Origin of the sequence: Chitinophaga hostae (assembly GCF_018224885.1) — a bacterium.
Classification (GTDB): domain Bacteria; phylum Bacteroidota; class Bacteroidia; order Chitinophagales; family Chitinophagaceae; genus Chitinophaga; species Chitinophaga hostae.
In genome coordinates this window covers 1-24,791 of record NZ_JAGTXB010000012.1, presented here as the reverse complement: position 1 = coordinate 24,791, position 24,791 = coordinate 1, and the positions used below count along the sequence as shown (strand labels likewise).

Here is a 24,791-nt window from a genome sequence, read left to right as displayed (position 1 = left end):
CCCATGAGGTCTATTATAAATATATTACTGAGTTGTATCCTGTTAAATGCCATTACCACGCAGGCGCAGGTAAGTACCGGGAATAACTTTGTTTTCAAAACAGTTGTCAATACCGCCGGCGTTACTACACAGGCGCAGGTGGATGCATTAACGCCTGAAAAAAGCAATAAAACCGTCACTTACTTCGATGGACTGGGACGCCCGGTCCAAAATATTATTATCAAAGGAGCTACCAGCCAAAAAGACCTGGTGACTCCTATTGAATATGATGTGTATGGACGAACCGTAAAAAAACTCCTCCCATATTCGGACCTGACCAGCACCTCATATGGAAGTTTCAGGGTAGACGCCTATGCCAAACAGATCAATTTCTACAATCCCTCCAACAGCACTGTTACCGATATTGCCAAGGACACTAAGCCTTATGAACAAAGCCTGGTCGAGTTTTCCCCACTTAACCGCGTGGTAGAAAAAGGCGCAGCAGGTCAAAGCTGGCAGCCAGGTAGCGGACATGTCATTAAACTTGTTAATGCCGTCAACACCGGCGCAGATTCTGTAAAAAAATGGACTATCAGCACGGTATCCGGCGCTATTCCTGTAGCAGGGAACTATCCGGCAGCCGATTTGTATAAAACCATTGCTACGGACGAACAGGGCAAACAACAGATTGAATTCAAAGACAAGGAAGGGAAGCTAATTTTGAAGAAATCTCAGCTTAGCAACACTATACAGGATCCTCATAAAGATTGGCTTTGCACCTACTATGTATACGACGACTTTAATAACCTGCGCTTTGTAATTCCACCCAAGGCAGTGACTGCGGTGATGGCAGGCTGGTCATTCAACGCACTGCCGGATGTTGTTAACGAACTTTGTTTTATCTATGAATATGATGAACGGGGTAGATTAATCCGGAAAAAAGTACCCGGCGCTGCTTTCATCGAAATGGTATATGATCTGCGTGACAGACTGGCGTTTTCGCAGGATGGGAATCTGAAAGTCAGCGATCAGTGGCTGGCCACCTTCTATGACAGTCAGAACCGCGTTACCATGACAGCGCTATATAAAAATCCTGCAACGCGCAGTGCGTTGCAAACAACACTCAATAGCTCCAGGAGTACCACCTCTATTCCATTTACCTTTCCGGGTATTGCAGAGCTGACCGTTGCCAATTATGATGGCAGCAGCAAATACGAAGCAACCAACAGTGTTACATTGAGCGACGGGTTTGACAGCGGCGCGGGAGGTGAAACGGAGATCGTCATCAATCCAACGGGGAATAATGGGAGTACGGTCATAGCTGCTACTTATACCATGCCTGCCATTGATCCAGCTGCGCTCACTCCATTAACCTATAACTATTACGATGACTATAGTTTCAATGACGCCCAGCCGCTTGTAGCTGCAGATCTCTCAAAACTGCAAACCGGGGGCAGTACAACCGCTGAACCAGCTACCACCAACAGCACCATGACCAAAGGACTCGTGACCGGGACTAAAACACTGGTACTGGGAACAAAACAATATTTAACAACCACTATTTATTATGACGATAAAGGCAGGAAGATACAGGTAGTATCCGATAACTTGAATAATGGGAAAGATATCGTCAGCAACTTATACGATTTTGAAGGTAAAGTATTAAGTACTTTTCAACGAAAGAAAAACCCTCGCAGCGGGACAACTCCTGAAACACGATTCCTAACCGTGCTTACTTATGACCATGCAGATCATGTATTGACTATTGCGAAACAAATCAATGAGACCGGCAGTTTAAAAGTAATTGCGCAGAGTAGGTATAATGCGCTGGGGCAACTACTGACTAAAACACTGGGGGCCAGCCTGGACAGTATGAAATACGATTACAATATCCGGGGATGGGTACTCGGCGCCAACCGGAATTTTGTAAAAACAGGCGCCAGTAATTTCTTTGGATTCGATCTGGGTTATGACCAGGCGGCAGCGATTATTCCCTCCGCTACTTATACACGACCCCAGTTCAACGGTAACATCAGCGGTACCATATGGCGTAGTAAAGGCGACCAGGCAAGCCGAAAATATGATTTTGCATACGATAATGTAAACAGACTTACTGCCGCCGATTTTCTTCAACAACCGCAGGGCAGTACCACCTGGGCCAACAACCAGGTTGATTTCTCCGTAAGTGGACTCAGCTATGACCAGAATGGTAACATACTATTCATGAATCAAAAGGGGTTAAAAGCAGGTGCCAGTCAAATGATTGATAGCCTGAAGTATATTTATCCTACAAACAGCAATAAACTGTCTGCTGTCACCGACCGGCGTAATGACTCCCAGAGTAAACTCGGAGACTTCAGGGAAACTACCAATAACGAAAGCGCCGATTATGCCTATGACGCAAACGGTAATCTGAAACAGGACAATAATAAACAACTGACCATAAACAGGTATAATCATCTGAACCTCCCTGATAGTATCACAATAGCGGGTAAAGGGAACATCACTTATGTTTATGACGCCGCAGGGAATAAACTACGAAAGAAAGTAACAGATATTACCGGAGCCGGGCGCGTAACCACCACAGACTATATGGATAACTTTGTCTTTGAAAATGATACACTGGAATTCATCAGTCATGAAGAAGGCCGTATCCGCCCCCTGTACGTCACCGGTCAGCCTATAGATTATACCTACGACTACTTTGAGAAAGATCACCTGGGTAATGTCAGGCTGGTACTTACCGAACAACAGGACCTAAGCATTTATACCGCCACCATGGAAGCCGACAAAGCCCCTGTGGAGACAGCCCTGTTCAGCAACATTGATGAAAGCCGGGTACCCAAACCGATAGGCTATCCCCAGGACGAAAGCGCCGGTAAAAATGCCTCAGTAGCTAAACTCAACGCTCAATCGGGCGGTAAAAAGATCGGTCCTTCGCTGGTATTAAGAGTTATGGCGGGTGATACTATCCAAATTGGCGCCAGGGCGTTTTACAAATCGCAGGCCCCGGTTACCAGCAATACCCCTCCACCAGTGGAAGATATGGTAGCAGGCCTGATCCAGGCTTTTGGCAGCTCCAATCCCGGCGATGCACAACATGGTGTAACCACAGAAAACAATACTCCTTTTAATACGGATTTTTACAACAATAACTACCAGCAGCTCAAAGAAAAAGATCCGGATCAGAATAATCAAAACAGACCCAAAGCCTATCTAAATTTTGTATTGTTCGACGATCAGTTTAAATTAGTGGATGCCAATAGCGGCGTACGACAGGTAAAAGGTACACCTGATGAGTTGCAGACATTGGCCGTAGATAAAATGCCTGTTACACGGAATGGGTTCCTGTATGTTTACACGAGTAATGAAACGCAGCAGGATGTGTTCTTTGATAACATTGTGGTAGCGAAGGCGGCGAGTCCGGTGCTGGAGGAGACGCATTATTATCCATTTGGGCTGACGATGGCGGGGATAAGTACTAATGCGTTGAAGGGGGGTAATTATCCTGAGAACCGCAAGAAGTTCCAGGGACAGGATTTTGATAACGAATTAGATTTGGATTGGTATCAATTTAAATGGAGGAACCACGATCCGCAAATAGGTAGATTTACGGAAATAGATCCATTAGCAAGCAAGTATGAGTATAATTCTCCTTATGCCTTTTCGGAGAATAAAGTAACAAGTCATATTGAGTTGGAAGGGTTGGAAAGTGTTCCGATTAATCAGAACTCCAATCCATTGGCATATATAAATGATGCTTTTAGACAGTATTTTGCGGCGGCTGGAAGTTTATTATCGTTTAAAGGAGAAGTGCATGCAAATAAGGAACAGGTAGTAACGGTCAAGGCAGGACCGGTCCAATCTACTACTACAACCACAATAAGTGAGAATAAAGTGGAAGCAAAGTTGAATTTGGGAGAATATTTTAAGACAGCAGGCCAGGTTAGTCCTGTTGAGGTAAAAGCGTCCAGTAATGTTGTAAATAAAGTTGAAGAGAAAATTGCTGTAAGTGGTAATGTTGGTGGAGTTCCGTTATCTGCGGCGGGAAAAACTTCCACTGATGCGAATGGCACTAGTGCTACTGTATCTGTGGGAGTAAAGCAGACTGCAGGAACAGGAAATGCGACAGCAAGTGTAGCCGCAGATGCTTATTACACAAGCCAGTTGACAGGAGCAAATGCAGGACAACAGTCCGCTGGTGTAAAGGTTGCTGTTGATGCTACTATGGTAATTAAGACAATACCTATTATTAGTACCGACAATGTAAAAGTTAATTCAGCAACACAAACGAGGATTGGAGGAAGTATATCATACGAACGTAAGTTTTAATATTATATGGTTATGAATTTTAGAAGGATCCTACAATATATACCACTTGCAATATTGATTATAGCTTTAGGGTATAGTATTTACACAACGTTAACTACCAATATATTATTGGTTAATAAGCATTATTGGGGTGTGTTTTTTGTATTGGCAAGCATGGTTGCAATAGTATTGAGGCCTAAGATTGGTAAAGTCATTACTTTTATTACCCTATTGTTTGGTACGCTTAATTTAATTGCGTTTACCCCTGTTATAGAGGCCTATTCTTTTGGGTTCAGTTTAAATAAAGCTGGATTAGATCTAAAAGTGCAACCTTTTTCTTTATGGGTTTTTCTGCTATTTATCATTATAAACATTAAGTCTATAGGCCGGACTTTAAGAGGAGCTTTTAGTGATTAAAATAGGTGAAATTTATTATAAGGCAGCCGCAGGCAATTGCCTGCGGTTTTTCTATTTTATCGGGAGTATGCTTTTTTAGTTTTGTTGTAAGTAATAGCCATATCGATGAAGTAATAAATTTTTTCTTTCTCCTCGTCAGGCAGGGCTTCAATATCTTCAATGCGTTTAAGTAATTTTTTATCCAGCACCATGCTGGTAGAGCCACCAATGAGGTAATCCACGGTAACGCCTAGTTCATCGGCTATTTTTTTAGCCATCTCGATAGAAGGCTTGATCTCTCCACGTTCATAGCGGCCAATAATGGGCGCTGATGTTCCCACTCTTTTAGCCAGTTCGTCCTGGGATATTTTAAGCTGCTTACGCTGCGTAGCAATGTGTTCACCAAAAGTCATAAAAAGGTACTTTAAATACCCTGTAAAAGCAGGGGGTTAACAAATTTAGTTACTTATTTATGCTAGTCAAAATAAATAAGTATTGGTAGATTAAAACCAATCCATTACTTTTGTTACCAATTGGTACTATAAAATATTTTTCCACATGGGAACAAAACAAATCCGACTAGTCAAGTTACACGGCAAATATCAGGAATTAAAAGAATGCCGCAATCCGGGCGGGCGCTATGTTGCGTGGCTCAACATCAGTGGGCTATGGCTAGAGAAAGCAGGTTTTAATGTAGGGGATCAGGTGGAGATTACAGTAGGAGAAGAAACGCTGATGATAAAAAGAAAGACTGATCATGGAGATAAAGGACATTAAGCAGCAGTTGTCTATCGGCGAAGTGGCCAGCCACTATGGTTTACAGCTTGATAAGCATCAGCGGGTATTGTGCCCGTTCCATCCTGATAAAACGCCTTCTTTGCAACTTTACCCTAAAACAGATACCTATCATTGCTTTAGTAGTAACTGTAATGCTGGTACCGGTGATGTGATAAAATTTATACAGCTGATAGAAAGGTGTAGCACACATGAAGCAATTATGAAGGCTAAATCGTTGCTGGGCGCAGGTAATACGATGTCTAAAATACAAGTATCTGAAACCTCGCCACCATTAAGTAATGAAGCGGATCTGTTAGAACGGGAGTCGTTGATGACAAAGGTGTTCAGCTATTTTAAAAAAGCACTACCCGCCAGTAAAAAAGCTATGCAGTACCTGCAAGGGCGCAGTATAGATTACGGGCTGCATGATATGGGTTATAACAGTGGTGGGCTTCATACTGAAAGTAAAAACCACCACCTGGTTAACAGCATGGTAAAGTCTGGGCTGTTGAAAGCTAATGCAGTACATGGTTACAGTGTATGGGCAAAAGAATGTGTGATCTTCCCTTTACGTAATCATGAAAATAAGATAGTATCCCTATACGGCCGTAGTATCAGTAATAATGAAGATCAGCGGCATTTTTATTTAACCGGACGGTCTGGTCTATATCCTTGTTACCCCACCTCAGGTGCCATAAGGTTAATACTTACAGAAAGTGTAATAGATGCAGCCAGCTTACTACAGCAGGCGGAAATCAGTACATCGTACGAAGTATTAGCCTTGTATGGCACTAATGGGCTAACTATAGAACATCAGCAGGCAATCATTGCCAGTACCAAGCTACAGGAAATTATCTTTATGCTGGATGGTGATGAAGCAGGGAAAGCTGCTACCATAAAGCATAGTAACACCTTGTTACAATTGCTGCCCCGTGTAAAGATTACTACAGTAGCGCTTCCTGATGGTGAGGATATAAACAGCGTTTTACAATCGCATGATGATAGCCGTGTCCTGGTGGAGCTGATTGAAGGCAGGCAGCCCGTGTCTTTTTATGCAGCGTCTGAAAATATACCTACTGAAACCCTTACTACATCTGCGTTATCAGAGGGTGATGCCAGGCTAAATACAGCTAACGCGGAGTTGTTAATTTATGATGGAGGTGTATTGCTTATTATTGTTTTAGGTGGTATTAAAGTAACCGGACTGGATCGGCTGCGGGTGACGTTGAAAATAGAGCATAAGCAGAAACAGTTATTACCGCTGCGTCATCATCTGGACCTGTATAATCATAGTCATACACAGGGGTTGATCAGCCAGGTGTCAGCGTCTTATGATATGAGCCAGCAGGTAGTTACGGCTATTATTGCGCAGCTTACGGGTGCGCTGGAGGGTTACCGGGTGCAGCGTATGGAAAGCCTGCAACCTAAGCCAGCGGCTAAACCGGAGTTGTTACCGGTACAGCGTGAAGCGGCTATTAACTACCTGAATGCGCCTGACTTGTTAAAACGTACGGGTGTTGATATAGGGAGGTCGGGGCTTGTAGGAGAGGAAGTAAATCGGATGATTGCTTACCTGGTGTACAGTAGCCGTAAACAACATACGCCACTGCATATTATGTTTTTAGGCAGCAGCGGTAGCGGTAAAACCTATCTGCAGGAAAGAGTATCAGACCTGATCCCTGCAGGGGATAAAATAGAGATTACTCAAGTCACGGAAAATGCGTTTTATTACTTTAAGCAGGACGAGTTAAAACATAAGCTGCTGCTGATAGAGGATCTGGACGGAGCGGAAACGTCCCTGTATCCCTTGCGGGAGCTGCAAAGTAAAAAGCGTATCACCAAAACGGTTACCCTGAAAGATAATAAAGGCAACCTGAAAACGGTTACAGTTACGGTAGATGGCCCGGTAAGTGTGAGCGGTTGCACCACACGGGAAAAGCTATACGAAGATAATGCTAACCGCTGCCTGTTATTATATGTGGATGCCAGCAAAGAGCAGGACCGGCGTATTATGGAGTATCAAACCCGCCAGAGTGCAGGGATGGTTAACTACAGCGAGGAACAAGGTATTAAGCAGCTTTTTAGGAACGTACAGCAGGTGTTGCAACCGGTACGGGTGGTGAATCCTTACGCAGGCTGCATCCAGCTACCAGAACAAATTTTTAAGCCACGCAGAACCATGACGCTGTTATTATCGTTTATAGAAACGATTACCTTTTATCATCAGTACCAGCGGGAGGTAAAGCGGGATACTAACGGGCAGGCTTATATTGAAACTACCCCGGGTGATATTGCGTCAGCGTTCGAGTTGTTAAAGGAGGTGATGTTTAGTAAAGGGGATGAACTGGCAAAGGCAACAAGAATCTTTTTAGAGCAGCTAAAAGATTACCTTCATAATAATGGGGAAGATGGTTTTACTCCTCAGCAGGTAAGAAAGCAGTTCCGGTTACAACCCCGTACGGTACAGCGTTACATCAGGGAATTACATCAATATGGCTATATCCGTCAGGTAAGCGGCTATAAGCATCGCCAGGGTTTTGAATATGTTATCTTAGATGGTAATGAATATAAGGAGCTTACCAGCCTGATAGATGCACAAATACAGTCCATACTTACTACGTTGAAATCTACTACGCCTACTGCGACAGTACTACGACAGTGAGTTGCTGTCGCAGTAAGAGGTGCCACAGATAAGGCTTTAAGCTACTGCGACAACTGCGACAGTGAAAAAGACTATAGTAGTAAATTTTTTATCTTCTCTTTTACCCTGTTAGCCCCTCCCTTATTATTAAAATTTATTGTTTATGGAAACAGTTTACGTACTGCACAGTAGTGAGCATGTATTACTATGTGCAGGCTTTAAGCAGTGGCTTGTGACGTTGGATTACGCGGCATGTAGCGTATATTATCTGCCGCGTCATGTGGGAGAGTTCCTCTATTACCAGGAACAGCAAGGTAAAAGCGGGCTACAGCAGCTAGTGGCAGCCGATGCTGTTAGTTACATAGATCATCTGAAAGTAAAAACTGGTATCCGTACAGGTCGCGGGTATAGTGCAGGGCATATTAATAAGTATGTGCAGGCGTTACAGCTCTTCAGCCGTTACTTACGTGAAACCGGTAAAAGTGGTATAGGCTTTAATCTGGAATGGCTGGAGGATAACAGGAATAAGCCAGTATGGTTAACGGTGCAGGAAATCGGCCAGCTATACGAAGCTACGGACGATAGTGTATTAGGTCTGCGTGACCAGGTTATACTGGCGGTGTTTTATGGCTGCGGTCTGCGGCTCAATGAAGGCGCCAGTCTTGAGGTAGGCGATATTATTACAGATCGTAGATTATTGTATGTGCGTAAAGGCAAGGGTTACAAGGAAAGGTATGTACCTATAGCCAGTGGCAGTTATGAGCAGTTGCGGTTATATATAGAACATGGCCGCCCTCAGTTGCTGCAAACATCTTCACAAATGCTGTTTATAGGCGCAAATAAGGGCAAAGGGCTCACGAAGCAGAGTTTATACGTTCGCATTAAAGGACTGGCTAAAAAGGCAGGTTTAATAAAGAATATCGGTACGCATACGTTGCGTCATAGTATAGCCACCCACTTATTACAATCAGGTATGAGCCTTGAACAGATACAGGAATTTTTAGGCCATGAGGTATTAGACAGTACGCAGATTTATACTCACCTTGTAAATGACATGATATGATGTTCACTGATTATTTAAAACAGAAAAAGCATAGCGGTAGCACTATCAGTACTTACAGCAAGTACCTGGCCTGCTTTACGGAGTGGCTACAGCAGGAACAATTATCAGCCGATGTTATCACCTATACGGAGCTGCTGGATTTTATCCGGTTGCTGCAATCCTTGAACAAAAGTAAAGCGCTGATTAATGCTATCTTATGCCCGGTGCGGCATTACTTTAATTACCTGGTGGCGGAGGGGCAACGTACTGATAACCCAGCGGCAGGCTTGTTTATGAAGGGAATTATCCGGAGGTTGCCTAATAACCTGTTAAGTTATGATGAGCTGGTGCATCTGTATGAATGTTATCAGTTGCAGTTACAGGTAGATGCATCAAAGAAAATTATATTAGGTCTGTTCATCTATCAGGGAGTAACAACGGAAGAACTGAAACGGCTATATGCAACAGATATTTACTTAAAGGAAGGAAAGGTTTTTATTAGTGGTAGCAGTCATAGTAATGAAAGGTGGCTAAGGCTGGAAGCTGCGCAGGTACTGGACCTGCAAGCTTATATGAAAGCTGGTAAGTTTAAAACCGGTCCGTTACTACAGAAAAATAAGAAACGCAAGGCCAGTGCAAATAATATCGTTAACCAGGTGGGTGTAATGATGCGGCAATTACGGCAGCTTAACGCTAAAGTGATCGATGCAACGCAGTTCAGGAGCAGCGTAATAACACACTGGTTAAAGCAGTACAACCTGCGGCAGGTGCAGTATATGGCTGGCCATCGGTATGTGAGCAGTACGCAGCGTTATAAACTCAATAACATAGATGATCTTCAAAATGCCCTGCAGCAGTACCATCCATTAAAATAGTGCTGATCCGCTCTAAAATAATATATTCCTTCCTGTTAGTATAAAGCCTTTATGTTGAAGGAAAAGCGGTCTCACTGCGGGCTTAGTCGGCAAAAAGACGCGCCAGTCCTACGCTTGCCCCTTCCGCTATCGCTCCAGGGGCTGCGCTGCGGCCTGTCACGCTTTTTGCGCTCCTGCGCCCTCCGTTCGTCCAGCTCCCGGTCTGGCTAAGGGCTGTTTTAAATATTGGTCGTTTTTATGCCTGCCATCCCTTCGCTGTTCATTTTTGTCCGCCCCCCGCCGTCCACCCTGGCCTTCCATTTTTGATTTTGCCGTCCGCTGGCGCTCCCGGCGAGATAAAGGACGAAGGCGCGGCTAGCTGTGGCTCGCCCTCGCTTGGCCCTTCCGCTGCGCTACAGGGCCTGCGCTCTGGCTGCCGCCACAGCAGCCAGGGTGGAATGGCGGTGGGGGCGGCAGTGCGTCGGTTAAGCGGGAGATTATAGCTGCCCGACGTTAGTACCCTGATGCCCACCTGGTAGATCGGTGGAGAAGATCGGTAGATGAGATTAGTATAGGCGATCGGGTTAGTAGATCACCCTTTAAAAGAAAAAAAGAAAAAGAAGAAAGCGAAGATAGCCCCCGGAAGATTATCTCACCAAAAGACTACGGCATAAAGCGGCAGAATAAGCCATCAGCTTTATATCCTGCACCAGCGCCATCAAGCCGTCAGCTTTAGAATACCACGCATTTATTCCGTTTCCTTTTGGTTCGATAATCACCGGGTGCTGGGAGATGGCTTTCTTTTTTTCTCTTTTTTCTTTTAAAAGCTGCCACCCGGCAGGCGTTTTTTAACCATCAAAAAATTATCATTATGAAAAATTACATTGTTAAAGAGGCAACAGGAGAACTTACCATCATGCAGGTGAAACCAGAACAGGAAAGCGCGTTCCTGGCTGCTTACGAGGATAGTATTGTAGCATGTGGGAGTAGTATACAGGAGGTAATTATCAAGTTTGGAGAGCTGATGAAGCGTAATTAAGAAAAGATCCGGGGCTTACGCTCCGGATTTTTTATAACCTATGGAATCGTATCGTGGAGCAAACTATGCCTGGTGGCCTCGTGACCGCGGTAACCCCAACGGATAAACAGCTCCCGGATTTTTTCTTTCATATGAAAAAATAAAATCCGTTATTTTTAGGTGGTAGGAGTTCTTTGAGTCGGTTGCTGGAGGAGACGCATTATTATCCGTTTGGGTTGACCATGGCGGGGATAAGTTCCAATGCGTTGAAGGGGACACAATACTCGAAGAACCGGAAAGAATACAACGGGATAGAGCATACCACTGATTTAGATATGAATCAGTATGATGCGTTTTTTAGAACCCTTGATCCTCAAATAGGTAGATGGTGGCAAATTGATCCTAAAACGGAATCTTCTTTAAGTGAGAGTCCATACGTAAGTATGGGTAATGACCCTGCAAAGAATATAGACCCTCTTGGTGATTACTTTTTTGGATTGTTTGGTTCAACATCTGCCCAAAGAAGAGCTGCAAGGGAAGTTGCTGAGCAAACCGGAGGAGAAGTAGTAAATAAGACCTCCCGCAATATCCATGTAAATTATACTACGATAGAGAAGACCTATAGTGAGGCTGCTGGTGCAGCGATAAATACGGCTATTGGTCATACGGTGAATTTTAGGTCTAATGGAAGGGTTGACGGAGGAAGTGCTGTAGCTAATGCTTACATTGATCAACAAGCTGCTTTTTGGTCTAGTCATAGGGTTGATGAGCATGGGAATATTCAGTTTATGCGAGCATCAGGCAGAGCGGATTATGTTCCTGTAGAGTCACTATTAGTTCCACTACCCCCGATAGCTAGTTTGTTTGGAGGCGCAGCTAAGGTTATTAGAGGTGGGGCTTTAGTCTCAATGACAGAAGAAACGTTTGGGCAAGCCTTATTTAAAGGTGCTGAGAAAATGGGGAATTATGAAATCTGGGGTACGAAAGGTTTAGTAGGAAATACTTTTAATAGAAATATTTTTTTACTAGACGCGACCAAAAAAAGCGTATCAGGATTACGGGTGTTAATAAATAATATGGAGGCTGAGGCCATTGGAGCTGGTGCCAACAAGATATCTATTTATGGTTCATCTGTAATAAATAAAGGATTTTTAAATCCGAAAATAGCAGAACGTTTTGGATATTCATTTGAACAATCCGGAAGCGGAGTTTTTATGCAAAAAGTATTAACACCTTAATATAATGGAAGAGAAAGATAAATCATCGATATTGCTATCAATATTTAGGAGAAAAGGCTCTGAAGGGCAGTTTACAAAGATTGTAGATGAAAATAGTAAATCTCAGTATAACGATTTATTGTCGTCTTTGGAACAAGGAGAAAAGGGATTAATAGTATATTATAAAGATGCCTTAGATTGGGTACTATTAACAAACAGGAGAGTTTTAACCTCTTCAAATATTATTATTCTTAACTCTGATATTATTGATGTATCACCTGCCTTACAAGAGGAATTTAGGGATATGGTAACTGATAAAAGTAGATTTACAAGATTGCGAGTGAAAGATAAAAATAATAGAACTTATATCTTGAGTTTAGAGATGGGGAATGCATATGAGGGCTTCTACCAGGTATTGCATTTTATATCGAGTGGTAATCAGCAAATCTAATAAGGTTTTTGAATTATAAACAGAGAAGCCGCAGGCGATGCCTGCGGCTTCTCTGTTTATCGTGAATATGCTTTTTTAGTTTTGTTATATGTAATGGCCATATCGATGAAGTAATAAATTTTTTCTTTCTCTTCTTCCGGTAGGGCTTCAATATCTTCAATGCGTTTAAGTAATTTTTTGTCCAGTACCATGCTGGTAGAGCCACCAATCAGGTAATCCACGGTCACGCCCAGTTCATCTGCAATTTTTTTAGCCATCTCGATAGAGGGCTTTATCTCCCCACGTTCATAGCGGCCAATAATGGGCGCTGAAGTTCCCACTCTTTTAGCCAGTTCGTCCTGGGATATTTTAAGCTGCTTGCGCTGCGTAGCAATGTGTTCACCAAAAGTCATAAAAAGGTACTTTAAATACCCTGTAAAAGCAGGGGGTTAACAAATTTAGTTACTTATTTATGCTAGTCAAAATAAATAAGTATTGGTTAATTAAAACCAATCCATTACTTTTGTTACCAATTGGTACTATAAAATATTTTTCCACATGGGAACAAAACAAATCCGACTAGTCAAGTTACACGGCAAATATCAGGAATTAAAGGAATGTCGCAATCCAGGCGGGCGCTATGTTGCGTGGCTCAACATCAGTGGGCTATGGTTAGAGAAAGCAGGTTTTAATGTAGGGGATCAGGTAGAGATCACAGTCGGGGACGAAACGTTGACGATAAAAAGAAAGCCTGGTCATGGAGATAAAGGACATTAAGCTGCAGCTATCTATCAGCGAAGTTGTTACCCATTATGGCTTACAGCCTGATAAGCACCAGCGGGTACTATGTCCGTTCCATCCTGATAAAACACCTTCATTACAACTTTACCCTAAAACAGACACCTATCATTGTTTTAGTAGTAACTGTAATGCTGGTACCGGTGACGTAATCAGGTTTATACAGCTGATGGAAAAGTGCAGTACACATGAGGCCATCATGAAAGCTAAATCCTTATTAGGTGGAGGTAATGCAGTACCTCAAAAGCAAGTGCCTGAAACCTCGCGACCAATAAGCAATGAAGCGGATCTGTTAGAACGGGAGGCATTAATGGCAAAGGTGTTCAGCTATTTTAAAAAGGCATTACCTGCCAGTAAAAAGGCGATCCAGTACCTGCAAGGGCGCAGTATAGATTACAGTCTGCATGATATGGGTTATAACAGTGGCGGGCTGCATACTGAAAGTAAAAACCACCACCTGATTAACAGTATGGTAAAGTATGGGCTGCTGAAAGCTAATGCAGTGCATGGTTACAGCGTATGGGCAAAGGAGTGTGTGATCTTCCCTTTACGTAATCATGAAAATAAAATAGTATCCCTGTACGGCCGTAGTATCAGTAATAATGAGGATCAGCGGCATTTTTATTTAACCGGACGGTCTGGCCTATATCCCTGTTATCCTACACCCGCTGCCACAGGGTTAATACTAACAGAAAGCGTGATTGATGCTGCCAGCCTGTTACAGCAGGCGGAAATCAGTACAGCGTATGAAGTATTAGCCTTGTATGGCACTAATGGGCTAACTACAGAGCATCAGCAGGCCATCATTGCCAGCACCGGTTTACAGGAAATCATCTTTATGCTGGATGGTGATGATGCAGGGAAAGCAGCTACTATAAAGCATAGTAATACATTGCTACAGTTACTTCCCCGTGTAAAGATCACTACAGTACTGCTTCCTGATGGGGAAGATATAAACAGTGTGTTGCAATCCCATGATGATAGCCGTGTCCTGGTGGAGGTGATCGAAGGCAGGCAACCAGTAGTTTTTTATACTGCACCAGAAGCCGTACCTGCTGAAAGTCTTACTACACCTGTATTAGTGGAGAGTGATGCCAGGCTGAATACAGTTAATCCGGAGTTGTTAATTTATGATGGTGGTGTATTGCTTATTACTGTTTTAGGTGGCATCAAAATAACCGGTTTAGACCGGTTGCGGGTAACGCTGAAAATAGAACATAAACAGAAACAGTTATTGCCGCTGCGCCATCATCTGGACCTTTATAACCATAGCCATACACAAGGGTTGATCAGCCAGGTATCGGCGTCCTATGATATGAGCCAGCAAGTGGTTATAGCTATTATTGCGCAGCTTACAAATACGCTGGAAGGTTACCGGGTGCAACGTATGGAAAGTATGCAACCTAAGCCAGCGGCTAAACCGGAGCTATCACCCTCACAGCGTGAAGCGGCTATTAATTACCTGAAAGCACCTGGCTTGTTAAGCCGTACCGGTGAAGATATAGGCAGGTCGGGGCTTGTAGGGGAAGAAGTTAACCGGATGATTGCTTACCTGGTGTACAGCAGCCGCAAACAACACACCCCGCTGCATATTATGTTTTTAGGCAGCAGTGGCAGCGGTAAAACTTATCTGCAGGAACGGGTATCAGACCTGATCCCTGCAGGAGATAAAATAGAGATTACCCAGATAACAGAGAATGCGTTTTATTACTTTAAGCAGGACGAGTTAAAACATAAGCTGCTGCTGATCGAGGATCTGGACGGTGCGGAAACGTCCCTGTATCCCTTGCGGGAACTGCAAAGTAAAAAGCGTATCACTAAAACGGTTACACTAAAAGATAATAAAGGCAACCTGAAAACGGTTACCGTTACAGTGGATGGCCCGGTAAGTGTGAGTGGCTGCACCACACGGGAAAAGCTATACGAAGATAACGCCAACCGTTGCCTGCTGTTGTACGTGGATGCCAGTAAGGAACAGGACAGGCGTATTATGGAATATCAAACCCGCCAGAGTGCGGGAGCGGTTAACTACAGCCAGGAACAGGCTATTAAACAGCTTTTTAGGAATGTGCAACAGGTGCTGCAACCTGTACGGGTAGTGAATCCCTACGCTGGTTGTATCCAGTTACCGGAACAAATTTTTAAGCCGCGCAGAACTATGACGTTGTTATTGTCGTTTATAGAAACGATTACCTTTTATCATCAGTATCAGCGGGAAGTAAAGCGTGATAGTAACGGTCATCCCTATATTGAAACTACGCCGGATGATATTGCGGCAGCGTTCGGGTTGTTAAAGGAGGTGATGTTTAGTAAGGGTGATGAACTGGCAAAGGCTACGAGGATCTTTTTAGAACAGCTGAGGGATTACCTGCATAATAATGGGGAGGGTAGTTTTACTCCACAGCAGGTACGGAAACAGTTCAGGCTACAACCCCGTACCGTACAGCGTTACATCAGGGAGTTACATCAATACGGTTATATCCGTCAGGTAAGCGGTTATAAGCACCGTCAGGGTTTTGAATATGTTATCTTAGATGGTAATGAATATAAGGAACTTACCCGCCTTATAGATGATCAATTACAGGTAATACTCTCCGGATTAAAATCTACTGCGTCTACTACGACAGTACTGCGACAGTGAGTTACTGTCGCAGTAAGAGGTGCCACAGTAAAGGCTTTAGGCTACTGCGACAACTGCGACAGTGAAAAAGACTATAGTAGTAAAAATTTATCTTCTCTTTTACTCCGTTTAGCCCCTCTCTTATTATTAAAATTTATTGTTTATGGAAACAATGTACGTACTGCGCAGTAGTGAGCATGTGTTACTATGTGCAGGTTTTAAGCAGTGGCTTGAAACGTTGAATTATGCGGATAGTAGCGTATATAACCTGCCGCGTCACGTGGGTGAGTTCCTGCACTATCAGGAGCGGCACGGTAAAATGGGGTTACAACAGCTTACGGCAGCCGATGCCAGCAGTTATATAGATCATCTGAAATTACAAACCGGTATCCGTACTGGTCGCGGTTATAGTGCAGGTCATATTAATAAGTATGTTCAGGCATTACAGTTGTTCAGTCGTTACCTGCGTGAAACCGGTAAGAGTGGTATAGGCTTTAATCTGGAGTGGATGGAGGATAGCAGAAATAAACCTGTATGGCTAACCGTGCAGGAAATCCGGCAACTATACGAAGCTACGGACGATAGTGTATTGGGGCTGCGTGACCAGGCTATGCTGGCGGTGTTTTATGGTTGTGGTCTGCGGCTCAATGAGGGCGCCAGTCTTGAGATAAGCGATATTATTACTGATCGCAGGTTACTCTATGTACGTAAAGGCAAGGGGTACAAGGAAAGGTATGTGCCTATAGCTGGCGGCAGTTACGAGCAACTGCGATTATATATAGATCACGCCCGGCCTCAGTTGTTGCAAACATCTTCACAAATGCTGTTTATAGGCGCAAATAAGGGCAAAGGACTCACAAAGCAAAGTTTATACATCCGCATTAAGGGACTGGCTAAAAAGGCAGGATTAATAAAAAATATTGGCACACATACGCTGAGGCACAGTATTGCTACGCACCTGTTGGCATCAGGTATGAGCCTTGAACAAATCCAGGAGCTTTTAGGACATGAGGTATTAGACAGTACGCAGATTTATACTCACCTTGTAAATGACATGATATGATGTTCACTGATTATTTAAAACAGAAACAACACAGCGGTAGCACTATCAGCACTTACAGCAAGTACCTGGACTACTTTACAGCATGGCTACAGCAGGAACAGTTATCAGCCGATGTTATCACTTATACGGAGCTGCTGGACTTTATCCGGTGGCTGCAATCCATGAATAAAAGTAAAGCCCTGATAAATGCTATACTATGCCCGGTGCGGCATTACTTTAACTACCTGGTGGCGGAAGGAAAACGTACCGACAACCCCGCTACAGGCTTGTTTATGAAAGGTATTACCCGACGTTTGCCTAATAACCTGTTAAGCCAGGATGAAATGCTCCAGCTGTATGAATGTTACCAGCTACAATTACAGGTAGATGCATCAAAGAAAATAATGCTTGGTCTGCTTGTCCAGCAGGGAGTAACAGTGGAGGAACTGAAACGGTTATTTGTAAAAGATATTTACTTAAAAGAGGGGAAGGTTTTTATTAGTGGCAGCACTCATAGTAATGAAAGGTGGTTAAGGCTGGAAGCTGCGCAGGTGCTGGAACTACAAGCCTATATAAAAGCCAATAGGTTTAAAACCGGTCCATTGCTGCAGGAAAATAAGAAACGCAAAGTCAGTGCTAATAACATCGTTAACCAGGTGGGCGTAATGATGCGGCAGCTACGGCAGCTCAATGTTAAAGTGATCGATGCAACACAGATCAGAAGCAGTGTAATAACCCACTGGTTAAAGCAGTACAACCTGCGGCAGGTGCAGTATATGGCTGGCCACCGGTATGTGAGTAGTACGCAGCGTTATAAACTAAATAACATAGATGATCTTCAAAATGCCCTGCGACAGTACCATCCGTTGAAATAATGCCGATGCTATCAAAAATAATATATCCCTTCCCGTTAACGTAAAGCCTTTATGTTAAAGGAAAAGCGGTCTCACTGCGGGCTTAGTCGGCAAAAAGACGCGCCAGTCCTACGCTTGCCCCTTCCGCTGCGCTTCAGGGGCTGCGCTGCGGCCTGTCACGCTTTTTGCGCTCCTGCGCCCTCCGTTCGTCCAGCTCCCGGTCTGGCTAAGGGCTGCTTTTAATCGTGGTTGCCTTAATGCCCGCCATCCCTTCGCTGTCCATTTTTGTCCGCCCCCCGCTCTCCCCCCTGGCCTTCCATTTTTGATTTTGCCGTCCGCTGGCGCTCCCGGCCAGATATAGGACGAAGGCGCGGCCTGCTGCGGCTCGCCCTCGCTGGGCCCTTCCGCTGCGCTACAGGGCCTGCGCTCTGGCTGCCGCCGCAGCGGCCAGGGGGGAATGGCGGTGTGGGGCGGAGGACGTTTTGCACGGGCGATAGAATATAGCCATCAGCGTTATACCGCTGGCCCGGCGATGAGTAGAATAAGCTGCGCGAACACCTGCGCTAGTACCCTGATCAGCTTTTGACTATCGCGCTTCCGTCCGGGGATAGATGATGTGGGGGACGGCAGAACATAGGCTGGACGATAAATCCATGATCAGCATGAGAATATAAAATCAGCAGCAGTAACACATCATCTACCCCCGGACGGTGACCGCGTTTTATGACCGGTTAGATTTTTTTCTTTCATATGAAAAAATAAAATCCGTTATTTTTAGTGGTAGGAGTTCTTTGAGACCGGTGCTGGAGGCGACGCTATTATTATCCGTTTGGGTTGACCATGGCGGGGATATCTTCGAATGCGCTCAAAGGTGCGAATTATCCAGAGAATAGGATGAAGTATAACGGGAAAGAGTTGCAGAATAAGGAGTTCGGAGATGGAAGTGGGTTAGAGATGTATGACTTTGGAGCACGGGCACTCGATCCGCAAATAGGTCGTTGGGCATCAATAGATCCATTGGCAGTTAAATTTTATCCCCTATCTCCATATGTCGCAATGGGAAATAATCCGATTCGCTATTTAGATCCGAATGGTAAGAAATTCATCAATTTCGATGCTGCGGGCAACTATACAGGTACAACTAAAGATAATTGGTGGCATAACCTGTGGCATGGCAGTAAAGGGCGTATAGTGGATAACCAGGGACAAGTTACTCAGAAGTTTAGCTTTGCTGATCCTAAGAACGATGTTAAAGATATTCAGAGTGGAGTTATTAAACGGGTAGAATTTGTAAAGGAAAGTGATATTAGAGATATGATGTCTCGTGCAGGTGTATTTGATAGTGAGAATAAACTGGAAAATCGAAACAGTCGATATGAATATATTCGCGAACAAGGACAAGGAGGCGGAGGCTTGGACTTTTCTTATAGAGGAATTCACAGGCAATTTCCTGAAGCAAGCGCAAGCCCTGTTAATAAACCATCATCGATGATTTTCCTCGTGGATGGTGTTGCGCATAATCATATGAATTTTGGAAACTTCCTCTTTGGAGCTGCCGGTGCAGCTTTAGGATTAAGTCTTCCTGAGCTGTTGGGAGGTGGGCACTACAACAGTCTCGTAAATACAAAAGAGAATAACTATAGCTCTCAACCAGATTCTATGGATGACCAATATTCCATAATGAAAGGGTTTGAACATGGCTATATTAATTACTATAAAGAGATAGAGTATTCAGGTAAGGTTGAATTTGGACCTTTGTTACCTATATCTGTTTTTTAAGCATAAAAAGATAAAGATGCAGTTGCTTAAACAATTTCAAATAGCGATACTTTTTTTGGCGTTATGTTCATGCGGGACAAGACGGCAGGAACAATTTGTTGATAAATATGCTGATGCTGATTTTACGGCATTTATTAATAAATGCGTATACTTTCGGGGAAGGGATAAAGAACAGTTACTTATATTATTTGTAGATAATGATCTTTCGGAAGAAAAGAATGACGGCCCATTTATAGTATATGTTGATGAAGATTCGAAGAAGGTAGTTAAGACTAGTACTGTTCTTATGAAGGATACAATTAATATTAACAAGACATCATTGGAGCGTCTGGCAATACATTTTTTATCTTATCATGTTAGAAGCCTGAAAGTTGATACTAATGGAAATGTATTTATTGGCCTTTTAAATGAAGAAAAGCCAGATTTAATACGGTTTTCTGATGAGAAATACCGGACTGGATTCTATAAAGAAGGATGGTCGAAAGTAAAGGGGAACTGGTACAGAATGAACCAATAGAGAGCCATGCTTTTAGGAGGAGATATATTATTACCCGTTTGGACTCACAATGAGTGGGATATCTTCCAATGCGTTGAAGGGAAGTAACTATGCTGAAAATCGCCTGAAATACAATGATAAGGAACTTCAATCGAAAGAGTTCGGGGATGGATCAGGGCTTGAATGGTATGACTATGGGGCAAGGATGTATGATGCACAGATTGGGAGATGGCATGTAGTGGATCCTCTTTCTGAAGTGTCGCGGCGTTGGTCTCCTTATGTCTATTCATATAATAATCCTATACGTTTTACTGATCCTGATGGAATGGTGCCGGGCGACTTTCTTAATGAAAAGGGACGAAAGATTGGTGACGATGGGAAAGATGATGGGAAAGTATATGTGATCAAAACCAGTCAGAAAAATTTTGATAGTGGGGCGCCTTCTGCAGGGATGAGCAAAGACGAACAAAAGCAAGTGGAGAAATCTATTGAAGTGCATAGCGGATCTTACGCATTTTTTGATTTTAATCCGACTATTTATGAGAACTTCGTTGAAATAGAGGGATCTAAAGACACAAGACAAGCCATGGTTGATATAGTTAATCAAGACAATGGCAAAGGGGGAACAGATCCTGCAAATAATAGAGAATATGGAGGTGTTATTAAAACCGATGGGACGGTGACTCAATCTCCGGCCGGACCAGTTTCTGACCCCACGGTGAATAAAGATGCCCATATTGAAATAGCCAGTTTTGACTTCCAATCAACTTTTCACTCACATCCAAGCGGAACAAAATCAGAGTCATCAACAGGGGGAAATCCATTGGGGGGAACTACATTAGGTGGCTCAGTTACCTCTGGAGCATTTAGGAATGCGCCTTCCAATGTCGGTGGTGATGTAGGGAATAGTGGAAATAAGGTTAATTATGTGTTTTCAAGGGGGAACGGGACTGTTTATATTTATAATAATACCGGAGTGATTGCGACTATTCCACAAGCTAATTTTGTAACACCCAAGAAGTAAAATATGAAGAAGATATTTTTTATCGTTAGTATATTGGCTTATTGTTTTAAGGCAGATGCACAACAGAATAAAGATGAATATAAATTAATGGTAGACTCAGCCATTAGTATTATGTATACTCAGTATTCGGATGTAATTAAAAAGCAGAATACTGATTATTATCTTAATAACTTGTACTTATTAAATGAACAAAATCTGCCATTAAATTATGTGCCGTCCAGTGATAAGTTCAAACTTATGAATGTTTATGATGCTCAAAACAGGAAGGTACTCTCAAAAGGCATTTATGCCTGGAAAGTATTTACAACATTAAGGAAGAATCAGTTTACAATCAACATTGTAGATTTTTACATAACGTATAAAAATCATAATTATAACTTTTCTAATGGAGGAGGGTCAACAACAGTGTTTGAATATTCTTGTGATGATGGTAAATGGCGGTTAATTACTTCCAAGAACCGAGGCATTTAGTTTTTAAAGCTTTAACTCATAAAAAAGTGCAGGGAACCTCTGCACTTTTTTTATGAGTTAAAGGCTTTTTTAGCTTTGGTGTTTTGAATAATGTTATCAATAAGGAAATACACCTTTTCTTTAGTATCCTCGTCCAGCTTCTCAATGTCCTGGATGCGTTGCAGGTTTTTTTTATCAAAGTGCGCGTTAATCCCTTCACCCACCAGGTAATCCAGTGATACGCCCAGCGCATCCGCAATCCGTTTTGCGAAATCGATAGATGGCGTAGCATCGCCGCGCTCATACTTGCCTATAATCTCTCTGGATACGTTGCTCTCCACAGCCAGGTCTGTTTGTGACCAGGTGGAAACAATCCACTTGGAGGGACAACTATAGATCGAACAACAACCGGGCGTTTCAATAACGCGCCATCAAATGTTGGAGCGGATGTCGTTAATAGCGGAAGTAAAATTAATTATGTATTTTCAAGAAGCAATGAAACAGTCTACATCTACAATAATACTGGAGTGACTGCAACTATTCCACAGCTAATTTTGTAACACCGAAGAAGTAATATAATGAGAAGAGCCTTTTTTCTGATGATTCTATTAGCCTATGTTTTGGCGGTCCACGCACAGCAAAGTAAGGACGACTATAATTCAATGGTTGATTCAGCCATTATCATTAAGTATACACAACTTCTGGAGACGAGTAAAAAGCAGAATAATGAATATTATATTGAAAATTTGTATTTGCTAAATGAACAAGATCAACCATTAAATTATGTATCATTCAATGGTAAGTTTAAATTTATTAATATCTACGATGACCGAAACAGGAAAGTACTATCAAAGGGCATCTATGCCTGGAAAGTACTCACTGCATTAAATAGCAATAAGTTCGTAGTTACTATTATCAATTTTTATATAACCTATAAAAATCGCAATTATGATTTCTCTAATGGAGGAGGGACGCGAACAGTATTTGAATACTCTTGTGATGAAGCTAAATGGAAGTTAATTTCTTCTGAGAACCGCGGCATTTAGTGTTAATAATGTCTTTACCACAGATAGTAAACCTGTTTAAGTTGTATATTTTTATTCAGTGCAGCGAGTTTAATAGTGGGCAGAGGTGCTTACACCTTCTTGGCAGGTAGCAACGTGCAGCTTACTACCAATACTTCAGCAGCAGATTTGATAAATATAATTCGGCTAGTAGTATATCTTTTGCACTTCGATTTAAGACAATAGCAAGATGACATTGATACAGGCGATTAATTTCCTCAATAAGAGTAATCAAAAGTTAAATGGCAAACCAGCGTAATACACAGGTCAATTACTTAACTATAAATAATATGAGAATATTTTTTATAGTTAGTTTAGTGTCTTTCTTTTCGACATATGGCAACTGCCAAAGATTGAAAAAGGAACTCACTACTAAAAATGATAGGATGAAAGGTATTTCCCTTAAGTTCAGTTATTCAGCCAAAGATAGCTATTATCTTGTTAGCTTAATATTAAAAAGGGACAGTACCTTTTCTTATAGTTTAAATACCTGTGCGACTCATGAAATAAGCCAGGGTAAATGGAAGATATCTAAAGATCTGATAATACTAGAAAGTACATTTCAATCGAATAATATTCCCGCGGAGGTGAGTTATGGAGAAAATAGAAAATTTGTTGATAGTTTTGATATCGCCATTGTAGAAAATACCAAGCACGAACTTCTGACAGATGCCTTTGTGGCAGTTAATAATGATACAATAAAGTGTCTCCCAATGATTGGAAAGTGTAACGGCTTATATGAGAAAATAGATAGTGTGAAAATTGTTTTTGAGAATGGCATGTCATCAGAATGGATTCCTATTAAATCCAATAACAGGAAAATAGTACTTACTGTACTGACTGATGTCTCAATCAGAGATTACATCGTTATGAACAAGAGACGGTTTAAGTTGGATGGCAACTATTTAAGACAGCTGTAATTACCGATTCTATTACGTGGAGTAACACATTATTATTCGTTTGGGCTGACGATATTCCTGCACAAAACACATCCGAAGGAAACGAAGGCCCAATTGGCTTGGCAAGTGGACGTGTTGGTGTCGTAGAGCAAAATTATACCAATTGTTTAAGAAAAATTTCAATGCAGAACCAACCATAGAAGAAGCACTATTTTCTAATAGCCCTAAGCAAATTGAATATCTCCGAGCATTAAAATTAGCTATTGAAAATAGTTGCTTTTTAGATAAATTTAGCAAGTTGAAATTAATGGAATCGTGGGAGATCGCAAGTCCGTCTATCATACCAAGAGAAAATTAAAATGACTATGAGTGATTTGTACAAACGATTTTGGTTCGAGTTTAAGATAGATGCTGCTTCTAACTATCCTCCTGGAATAGGATTGGGTTGCGGAGTAACTGTATTTGATTATGATGATGCAGTTAAAATCCTGGATGAAAATGTATTTACTGCAATCGGTCGCCCTGCTTTCAAGCGGGTAATTGAAAACGTGGATATACGGGAACTTGACCAGGGTCATGTGATTCCCAATATGAAACCTCCCATATATCGTGGTGTTTGGTATCCAATGGGATATGATTAAATAAAAAGCTAATAGTATGCACTGAAAAATGGAAAAAGCAATGATTGAACCTGGTATTGATACGGATTGGTATTTTACAGACAGTAACAACCAAATTGCCATCGTGGCATCCGGTGGCGGGTTGCTGCCGGAATCCACATCCTCAGATAAGGAGCGATTGACGAGAATGATAAAATATTTTCGCTCACTCCCTGTATCATCAAATGATATTATAATAGAAGATCATGTTCTTGAGTTAATAGACAACTACCATGAGAAGCAAAAAGCTGCCTATCTGAAAGATGCATATTTTATGGCCTCCAGGGGATTTTATTATTTTGATAAGATGATATTGAACGATTATTCTGATTTTAGATATTACTTGAAGGCTAAACCTACAAATCCGTTAATAATTGACACGACTATTAATAGCATGAAAGATATTATCCCATTTCCTTCCATAAATAAAAGGCTCGAAAC

22 protein-coding genes and 1 pseudogene are annotated in these 24,791 nt (G+C 42.4%); 20 read left to right on the top strand and 3 right to left on the bottom strand.

Annotated features, from left to right (window positions below; translation table 11 throughout):
* The first annotated feature begins 3 nt into the window (after window positions 1-3).
* Window positions 4-4,311 (top strand): DUF6443 domain-containing protein, encoded by a 4,308-nt coding sequence (locus KE626_RS22145; RefSeq protein WP_211975184.1) that lies wholly within the window; start codon window positions 4-6, stop codon window positions 4,309-4,311.
* A 12-nt stretch (window positions 4,312-4,323) separates the two neighbouring features.
* Window positions 4,324-4,707: a hypothetical protein gene (locus tag KE626_RS22140; protein ID WP_211975183.1), complete on the top strand. Its 384-nt coding sequence runs from the start codon at window positions 4,324-4,326 to the stop codon at window positions 4,705-4,707.
* A gap of 56 nt (window positions 4,708-4,763) precedes the next feature.
* On the opposite strand, the gene KE626_RS22135 is transcribed toward KE626_RS22140, so the two are convergent.
* Window positions 4,764-5,099 (bottom strand): helix-turn-helix domain-containing protein, encoded by a 336-nt coding sequence (locus KE626_RS22135; RefSeq protein ID WP_211975182.1) that lies wholly within the window; start codon window positions 5,097-5,099, stop codon window positions 4,764-4,766.
* A 145-nt stretch (window positions 5,100-5,244) separates the two neighbouring features.
* On the opposite strand from KE626_RS22135, the gene KE626_RS22130 reads away from it, so the two are divergent.
* The 7 genes from KE626_RS22130 to KE626_RS22100 all read left to right on the top strand — a co-directional run bounded on the left by KE626_RS22130 (window position 5,245) and on the right by KE626_RS22100 (window position 12,686).
* The gene (locus KE626_RS22130) at window positions 5,245-5,463 is read left to right on the top strand and encodes a SymE family type I addiction module toxin (RefSeq protein ID WP_211975181.1); all 219 of its coding nucleotides are present in this window, start codon (window positions 5,245-5,247) and stop codon (window positions 5,461-5,463) included.
* Window positions 5,444-8,125: a CHC2 zinc finger domain-containing protein gene (locus tag KE626_RS22125; protein ID WP_211975180.1), complete on the top strand. Its 2,682-nt coding sequence runs from the start codon at window positions 5,444-5,446 to the stop codon at window positions 8,123-8,125. Before KE626_RS22130 ends, KE626_RS22125 begins: the two co-directional genes overlap by 20 nt.
* Before the next feature lie 142 nt (window positions 8,126-8,267).
* A complete protein-coding gene (locus tag KE626_RS22120; RefSeq protein WP_211975179.1) occupies window positions 8,268-9,167 on the top strand; it encodes a tyrosine-type recombinase/integrase in 900 nt (299 codons plus the stop codon).
* Window positions 9,164-10,021: a tyrosine-type recombinase/integrase gene (locus KE626_RS22115; RefSeq protein WP_211975178.1), complete on the top strand. Its 858-nt coding sequence runs from the start codon at window positions 9,164-9,166 to the stop codon at window positions 10,019-10,021. The genes KE626_RS22120 and KE626_RS22115 overlap by 4 nt, the downstream gene beginning before the upstream one ends.
* 850 nt (window positions 10,022-10,871) lie before the next feature.
* Window positions 10,872-11,039: a hypothetical protein gene (locus tag KE626_RS22110; RefSeq protein WP_211975177.1), complete on the top strand. Its 168-nt coding sequence runs from the start codon at window positions 10,872-10,874 to the stop codon at window positions 11,037-11,039.
* Window positions 11,040-11,212: 173 nt separating this feature from the next.
* Complete coding sequence (locus KE626_RS22105) at window positions 11,213-12,256, top strand: RHS repeat domain-containing protein (protein WP_346344451.1); 1,044 nt, start codon at window positions 11,213-11,215, stop codon at window positions 12,254-12,256.
* A 4-nt stretch (window positions 12,257-12,260) separates the two neighbouring features.
* The gene (locus tag KE626_RS22100) at window positions 12,261-12,686 is read left to right on the top strand and encodes a hypothetical protein (RefSeq protein ID WP_211975175.1); all 426 of its coding nucleotides are present in this window, start codon (window positions 12,261-12,263) and stop codon (window positions 12,684-12,686) included.
* 56 nt (window positions 12,687-12,742) lie between these two features.
* Here KE626_RS22100 and KE626_RS22095 read toward each other — a convergent pair whose 3' ends face one another.
* Complete coding sequence (locus tag KE626_RS22095) at window positions 12,743-13,078, bottom strand: helix-turn-helix domain-containing protein (RefSeq protein WP_142688496.1); 336 nt, start codon at window positions 13,076-13,078, stop codon at window positions 12,743-12,745.
* 145 nt (window positions 13,079-13,223) lie between these two features.
* Here KE626_RS22095 and KE626_RS22090 point away from each other — a divergent pair, with 145 nt between their 5' ends.
* The 8 genes and pseudogenes from KE626_RS22090 (at window position 13,224) to KE626_RS22055 (ending at window position 21,749) form a co-directional block, all read left to right on the top strand.
* Window positions 13,224-13,442 (top strand): SymE family type I addiction module toxin, encoded by a 219-nt coding sequence (locus KE626_RS22090; protein ID WP_211975174.1) that lies wholly within the window; start codon window positions 13,224-13,226, stop codon window positions 13,440-13,442.
* Window positions 13,423-16,104 (top strand): CHC2 zinc finger domain-containing protein, encoded by a 2,682-nt coding sequence (locus tag KE626_RS22085; RefSeq protein WP_211975173.1) that lies wholly within the window; start codon window positions 13,423-13,425, stop codon window positions 16,102-16,104. The genes KE626_RS22090 and KE626_RS22085 overlap by 20 nt, the downstream gene beginning before the upstream one ends.
* A gap of 142 nt (window positions 16,105-16,246) precedes the next feature.
* On the top strand, window positions 16,247-17,146 hold the full coding sequence (locus tag KE626_RS22080; protein WP_211975172.1) for a tyrosine-type recombinase/integrase: 900 nt from the start codon (window positions 16,247-16,249) through the stop codon (window positions 17,144-17,146).
* Window positions 17,143-18,000, top strand: a complete 858-nt coding sequence (locus tag KE626_RS22075) for a tyrosine-type recombinase/integrase (protein WP_211975171.1) — start codon at window positions 17,143-17,145, stop codon at window positions 17,998-18,000. Before KE626_RS22080 ends, KE626_RS22075 begins: the two co-directional genes overlap by 4 nt.
* A gap of 810 nt (window positions 18,001-18,810) precedes the next feature.
* Window positions 18,811-19,758, top strand: a pseudogene (locus KE626_RS22070) (RHS repeat domain-containing protein); the annotation flags it as partial.
* A 16-nt stretch (window positions 19,759-19,774) separates the two neighbouring features.
* Window positions 19,775-20,275: a hypothetical protein gene (locus tag KE626_RS22065; RefSeq protein WP_211975169.1), complete on the top strand. Its 501-nt coding sequence runs from the start codon at window positions 19,775-19,777 to the stop codon at window positions 20,273-20,275.
* A 22-nt stretch (window positions 20,276-20,297) separates the two neighbouring features.
* Window positions 20,298-21,278 carry an RHS repeat-associated core domain-containing protein gene (locus tag KE626_RS22060; RefSeq protein ID WP_346344458.1) on the top strand — a complete coding sequence of 327 codons (981 nt, stop codon included), beginning with the start codon at window positions 20,298-20,300 and terminating at the stop codon, window positions 21,276-21,278.
* A gap of 3 nt (window positions 21,279-21,281) precedes the next feature.
* On the top strand, window positions 21,282-21,749 hold the full coding sequence (locus KE626_RS22055; protein ID WP_211975167.1) for a hypothetical protein: 468 nt from the start codon (window positions 21,282-21,284) through the stop codon (window positions 21,747-21,749).
* 50 nt (window positions 21,750-21,799) lie between these two features.
* On the opposite strand, the gene KE626_RS22050 is transcribed toward KE626_RS22055, so the two are convergent.
* Entirely contained in the window at window positions 21,800-22,102 is a 303-nt protein-coding gene (locus KE626_RS22050) for a helix-turn-helix domain-containing protein (RefSeq protein ID WP_346344457.1), read from the bottom strand.
* Window positions 22,103-23,178: 1,076 nt separating this feature from the next.
* On the opposite strand from KE626_RS22050, the gene KE626_RS22045 reads away from it, so the two are divergent.
* The 3 genes from KE626_RS22045 to KE626_RS22035 form a co-directional block, all read left to right on the top strand.
* On the top strand, window positions 23,179-23,712 hold the full coding sequence (locus KE626_RS22045) for a hypothetical protein (protein ID WP_211975166.1): 534 nt from the start codon (window positions 23,179-23,181) through the stop codon (window positions 23,710-23,712).
* Between the two features lie 344 nt (window positions 23,713-24,056).
* On the top strand, window positions 24,057-24,332 hold the full coding sequence (locus KE626_RS22040) for a hypothetical protein (RefSeq protein WP_211975165.1): 276 nt from the start codon (window positions 24,057-24,059) through the stop codon (window positions 24,330-24,332).
* Window positions 24,333-24,360: 28 nt separating this feature from the next.
* Window positions 24,361-24,791: hypothetical protein (locus KE626_RS22035; protein ID WP_211975164.1), on the top strand; the 431-nt coding region annotated here is incomplete at its 3' end.

Coding starts and splice junctions, on each gene's coding strand:
- KE626_RS22145 (WP_211975184.1), top strand. CDS start 4: ATGAGGTCTATTATAAATATATTACTGAGTTGTATCCTGTTAAATGCC.
- KE626_RS22140 (WP_211975183.1), top strand. CDS start 4,324: ATGAATTTTAGAAGGATCCTACAATATATACCACTTGCAATATTGATT.
- KE626_RS22135 (WP_211975182.1), bottom strand. CDS start 5,099: ATGACTTTTGGTGAACACATTGCTACGCAGCGTAAGCAGCTTAAAATA.
- KE626_RS22130 (WP_211975181.1), top strand. CDS start 5,245: ATGGGAACAAAACAAATCCGACTAGTCAAGTTACACGGCAAATATCAG.
- KE626_RS22125 (WP_211975180.1), top strand. CDS start 5,444: ATGGAGATAAAGGACATTAAGCAGCAGTTGTCTATCGGCGAAGTGGCC.
- KE626_RS22120 (WP_211975179.1), top strand. CDS start 8,268: ATGGAAACAGTTTACGTACTGCACAGTAGTGAGCATGTATTACTATGT.
- KE626_RS22115 (WP_211975178.1), top strand. CDS start 9,164: ATGATGTTCACTGATTATTTAAAACAGAAAAAGCATAGCGGTAGCACT.
- KE626_RS22110 (WP_211975177.1), top strand. CDS start 10,872: ATGAAAAATTACATTGTTAAAGAGGCAACAGGAGAACTTACCATCATG.
- KE626_RS22100 (WP_211975175.1), top strand. CDS start 12,261: ATGGAAGAGAAAGATAAATCATCGATATTGCTATCAATATTTAGGAGA.
- KE626_RS22095 (WP_142688496.1), bottom strand. CDS start 13,078: ATGACTTTTGGTGAACACATTGCTACGCAGCGCAAGCAGCTTAAAATA.
- KE626_RS22090 (WP_211975174.1), top strand. CDS start 13,224: ATGGGAACAAAACAAATCCGACTAGTCAAGTTACACGGCAAATATCAG.
- KE626_RS22085 (WP_211975173.1), top strand. CDS start 13,423: ATGGAGATAAAGGACATTAAGCTGCAGCTATCTATCAGCGAAGTTGTT.
- KE626_RS22080 (WP_211975172.1), top strand. CDS start 16,247: ATGGAAACAATGTACGTACTGCGCAGTAGTGAGCATGTGTTACTATGT.
- KE626_RS22075 (WP_211975171.1), top strand. CDS start 17,143: ATGATGTTCACTGATTATTTAAAACAGAAACAACACAGCGGTAGCACT.
- KE626_RS22065 (WP_211975169.1), top strand. CDS start 19,775: ATGCAGTTGCTTAAACAATTTCAAATAGCGATACTTTTTTTGGCGTTA.
- KE626_RS22055 (WP_211975167.1), top strand. CDS start 21,282: ATGAAGAAGATATTTTTTATCGTTAGTATATTGGCTTATTGTTTTAAG.
- KE626_RS22045 (WP_211975166.1), top strand. CDS start 23,179: ATGAAAGGTATTTCCCTTAAGTTCAGTTATTCAGCCAAAGATAGCTAT.
- KE626_RS22040 (WP_211975165.1), top strand. CDS start 24,057: ATGAGTGATTTGTACAAACGATTTTGGTTCGAGTTTAAGATAGATGCT.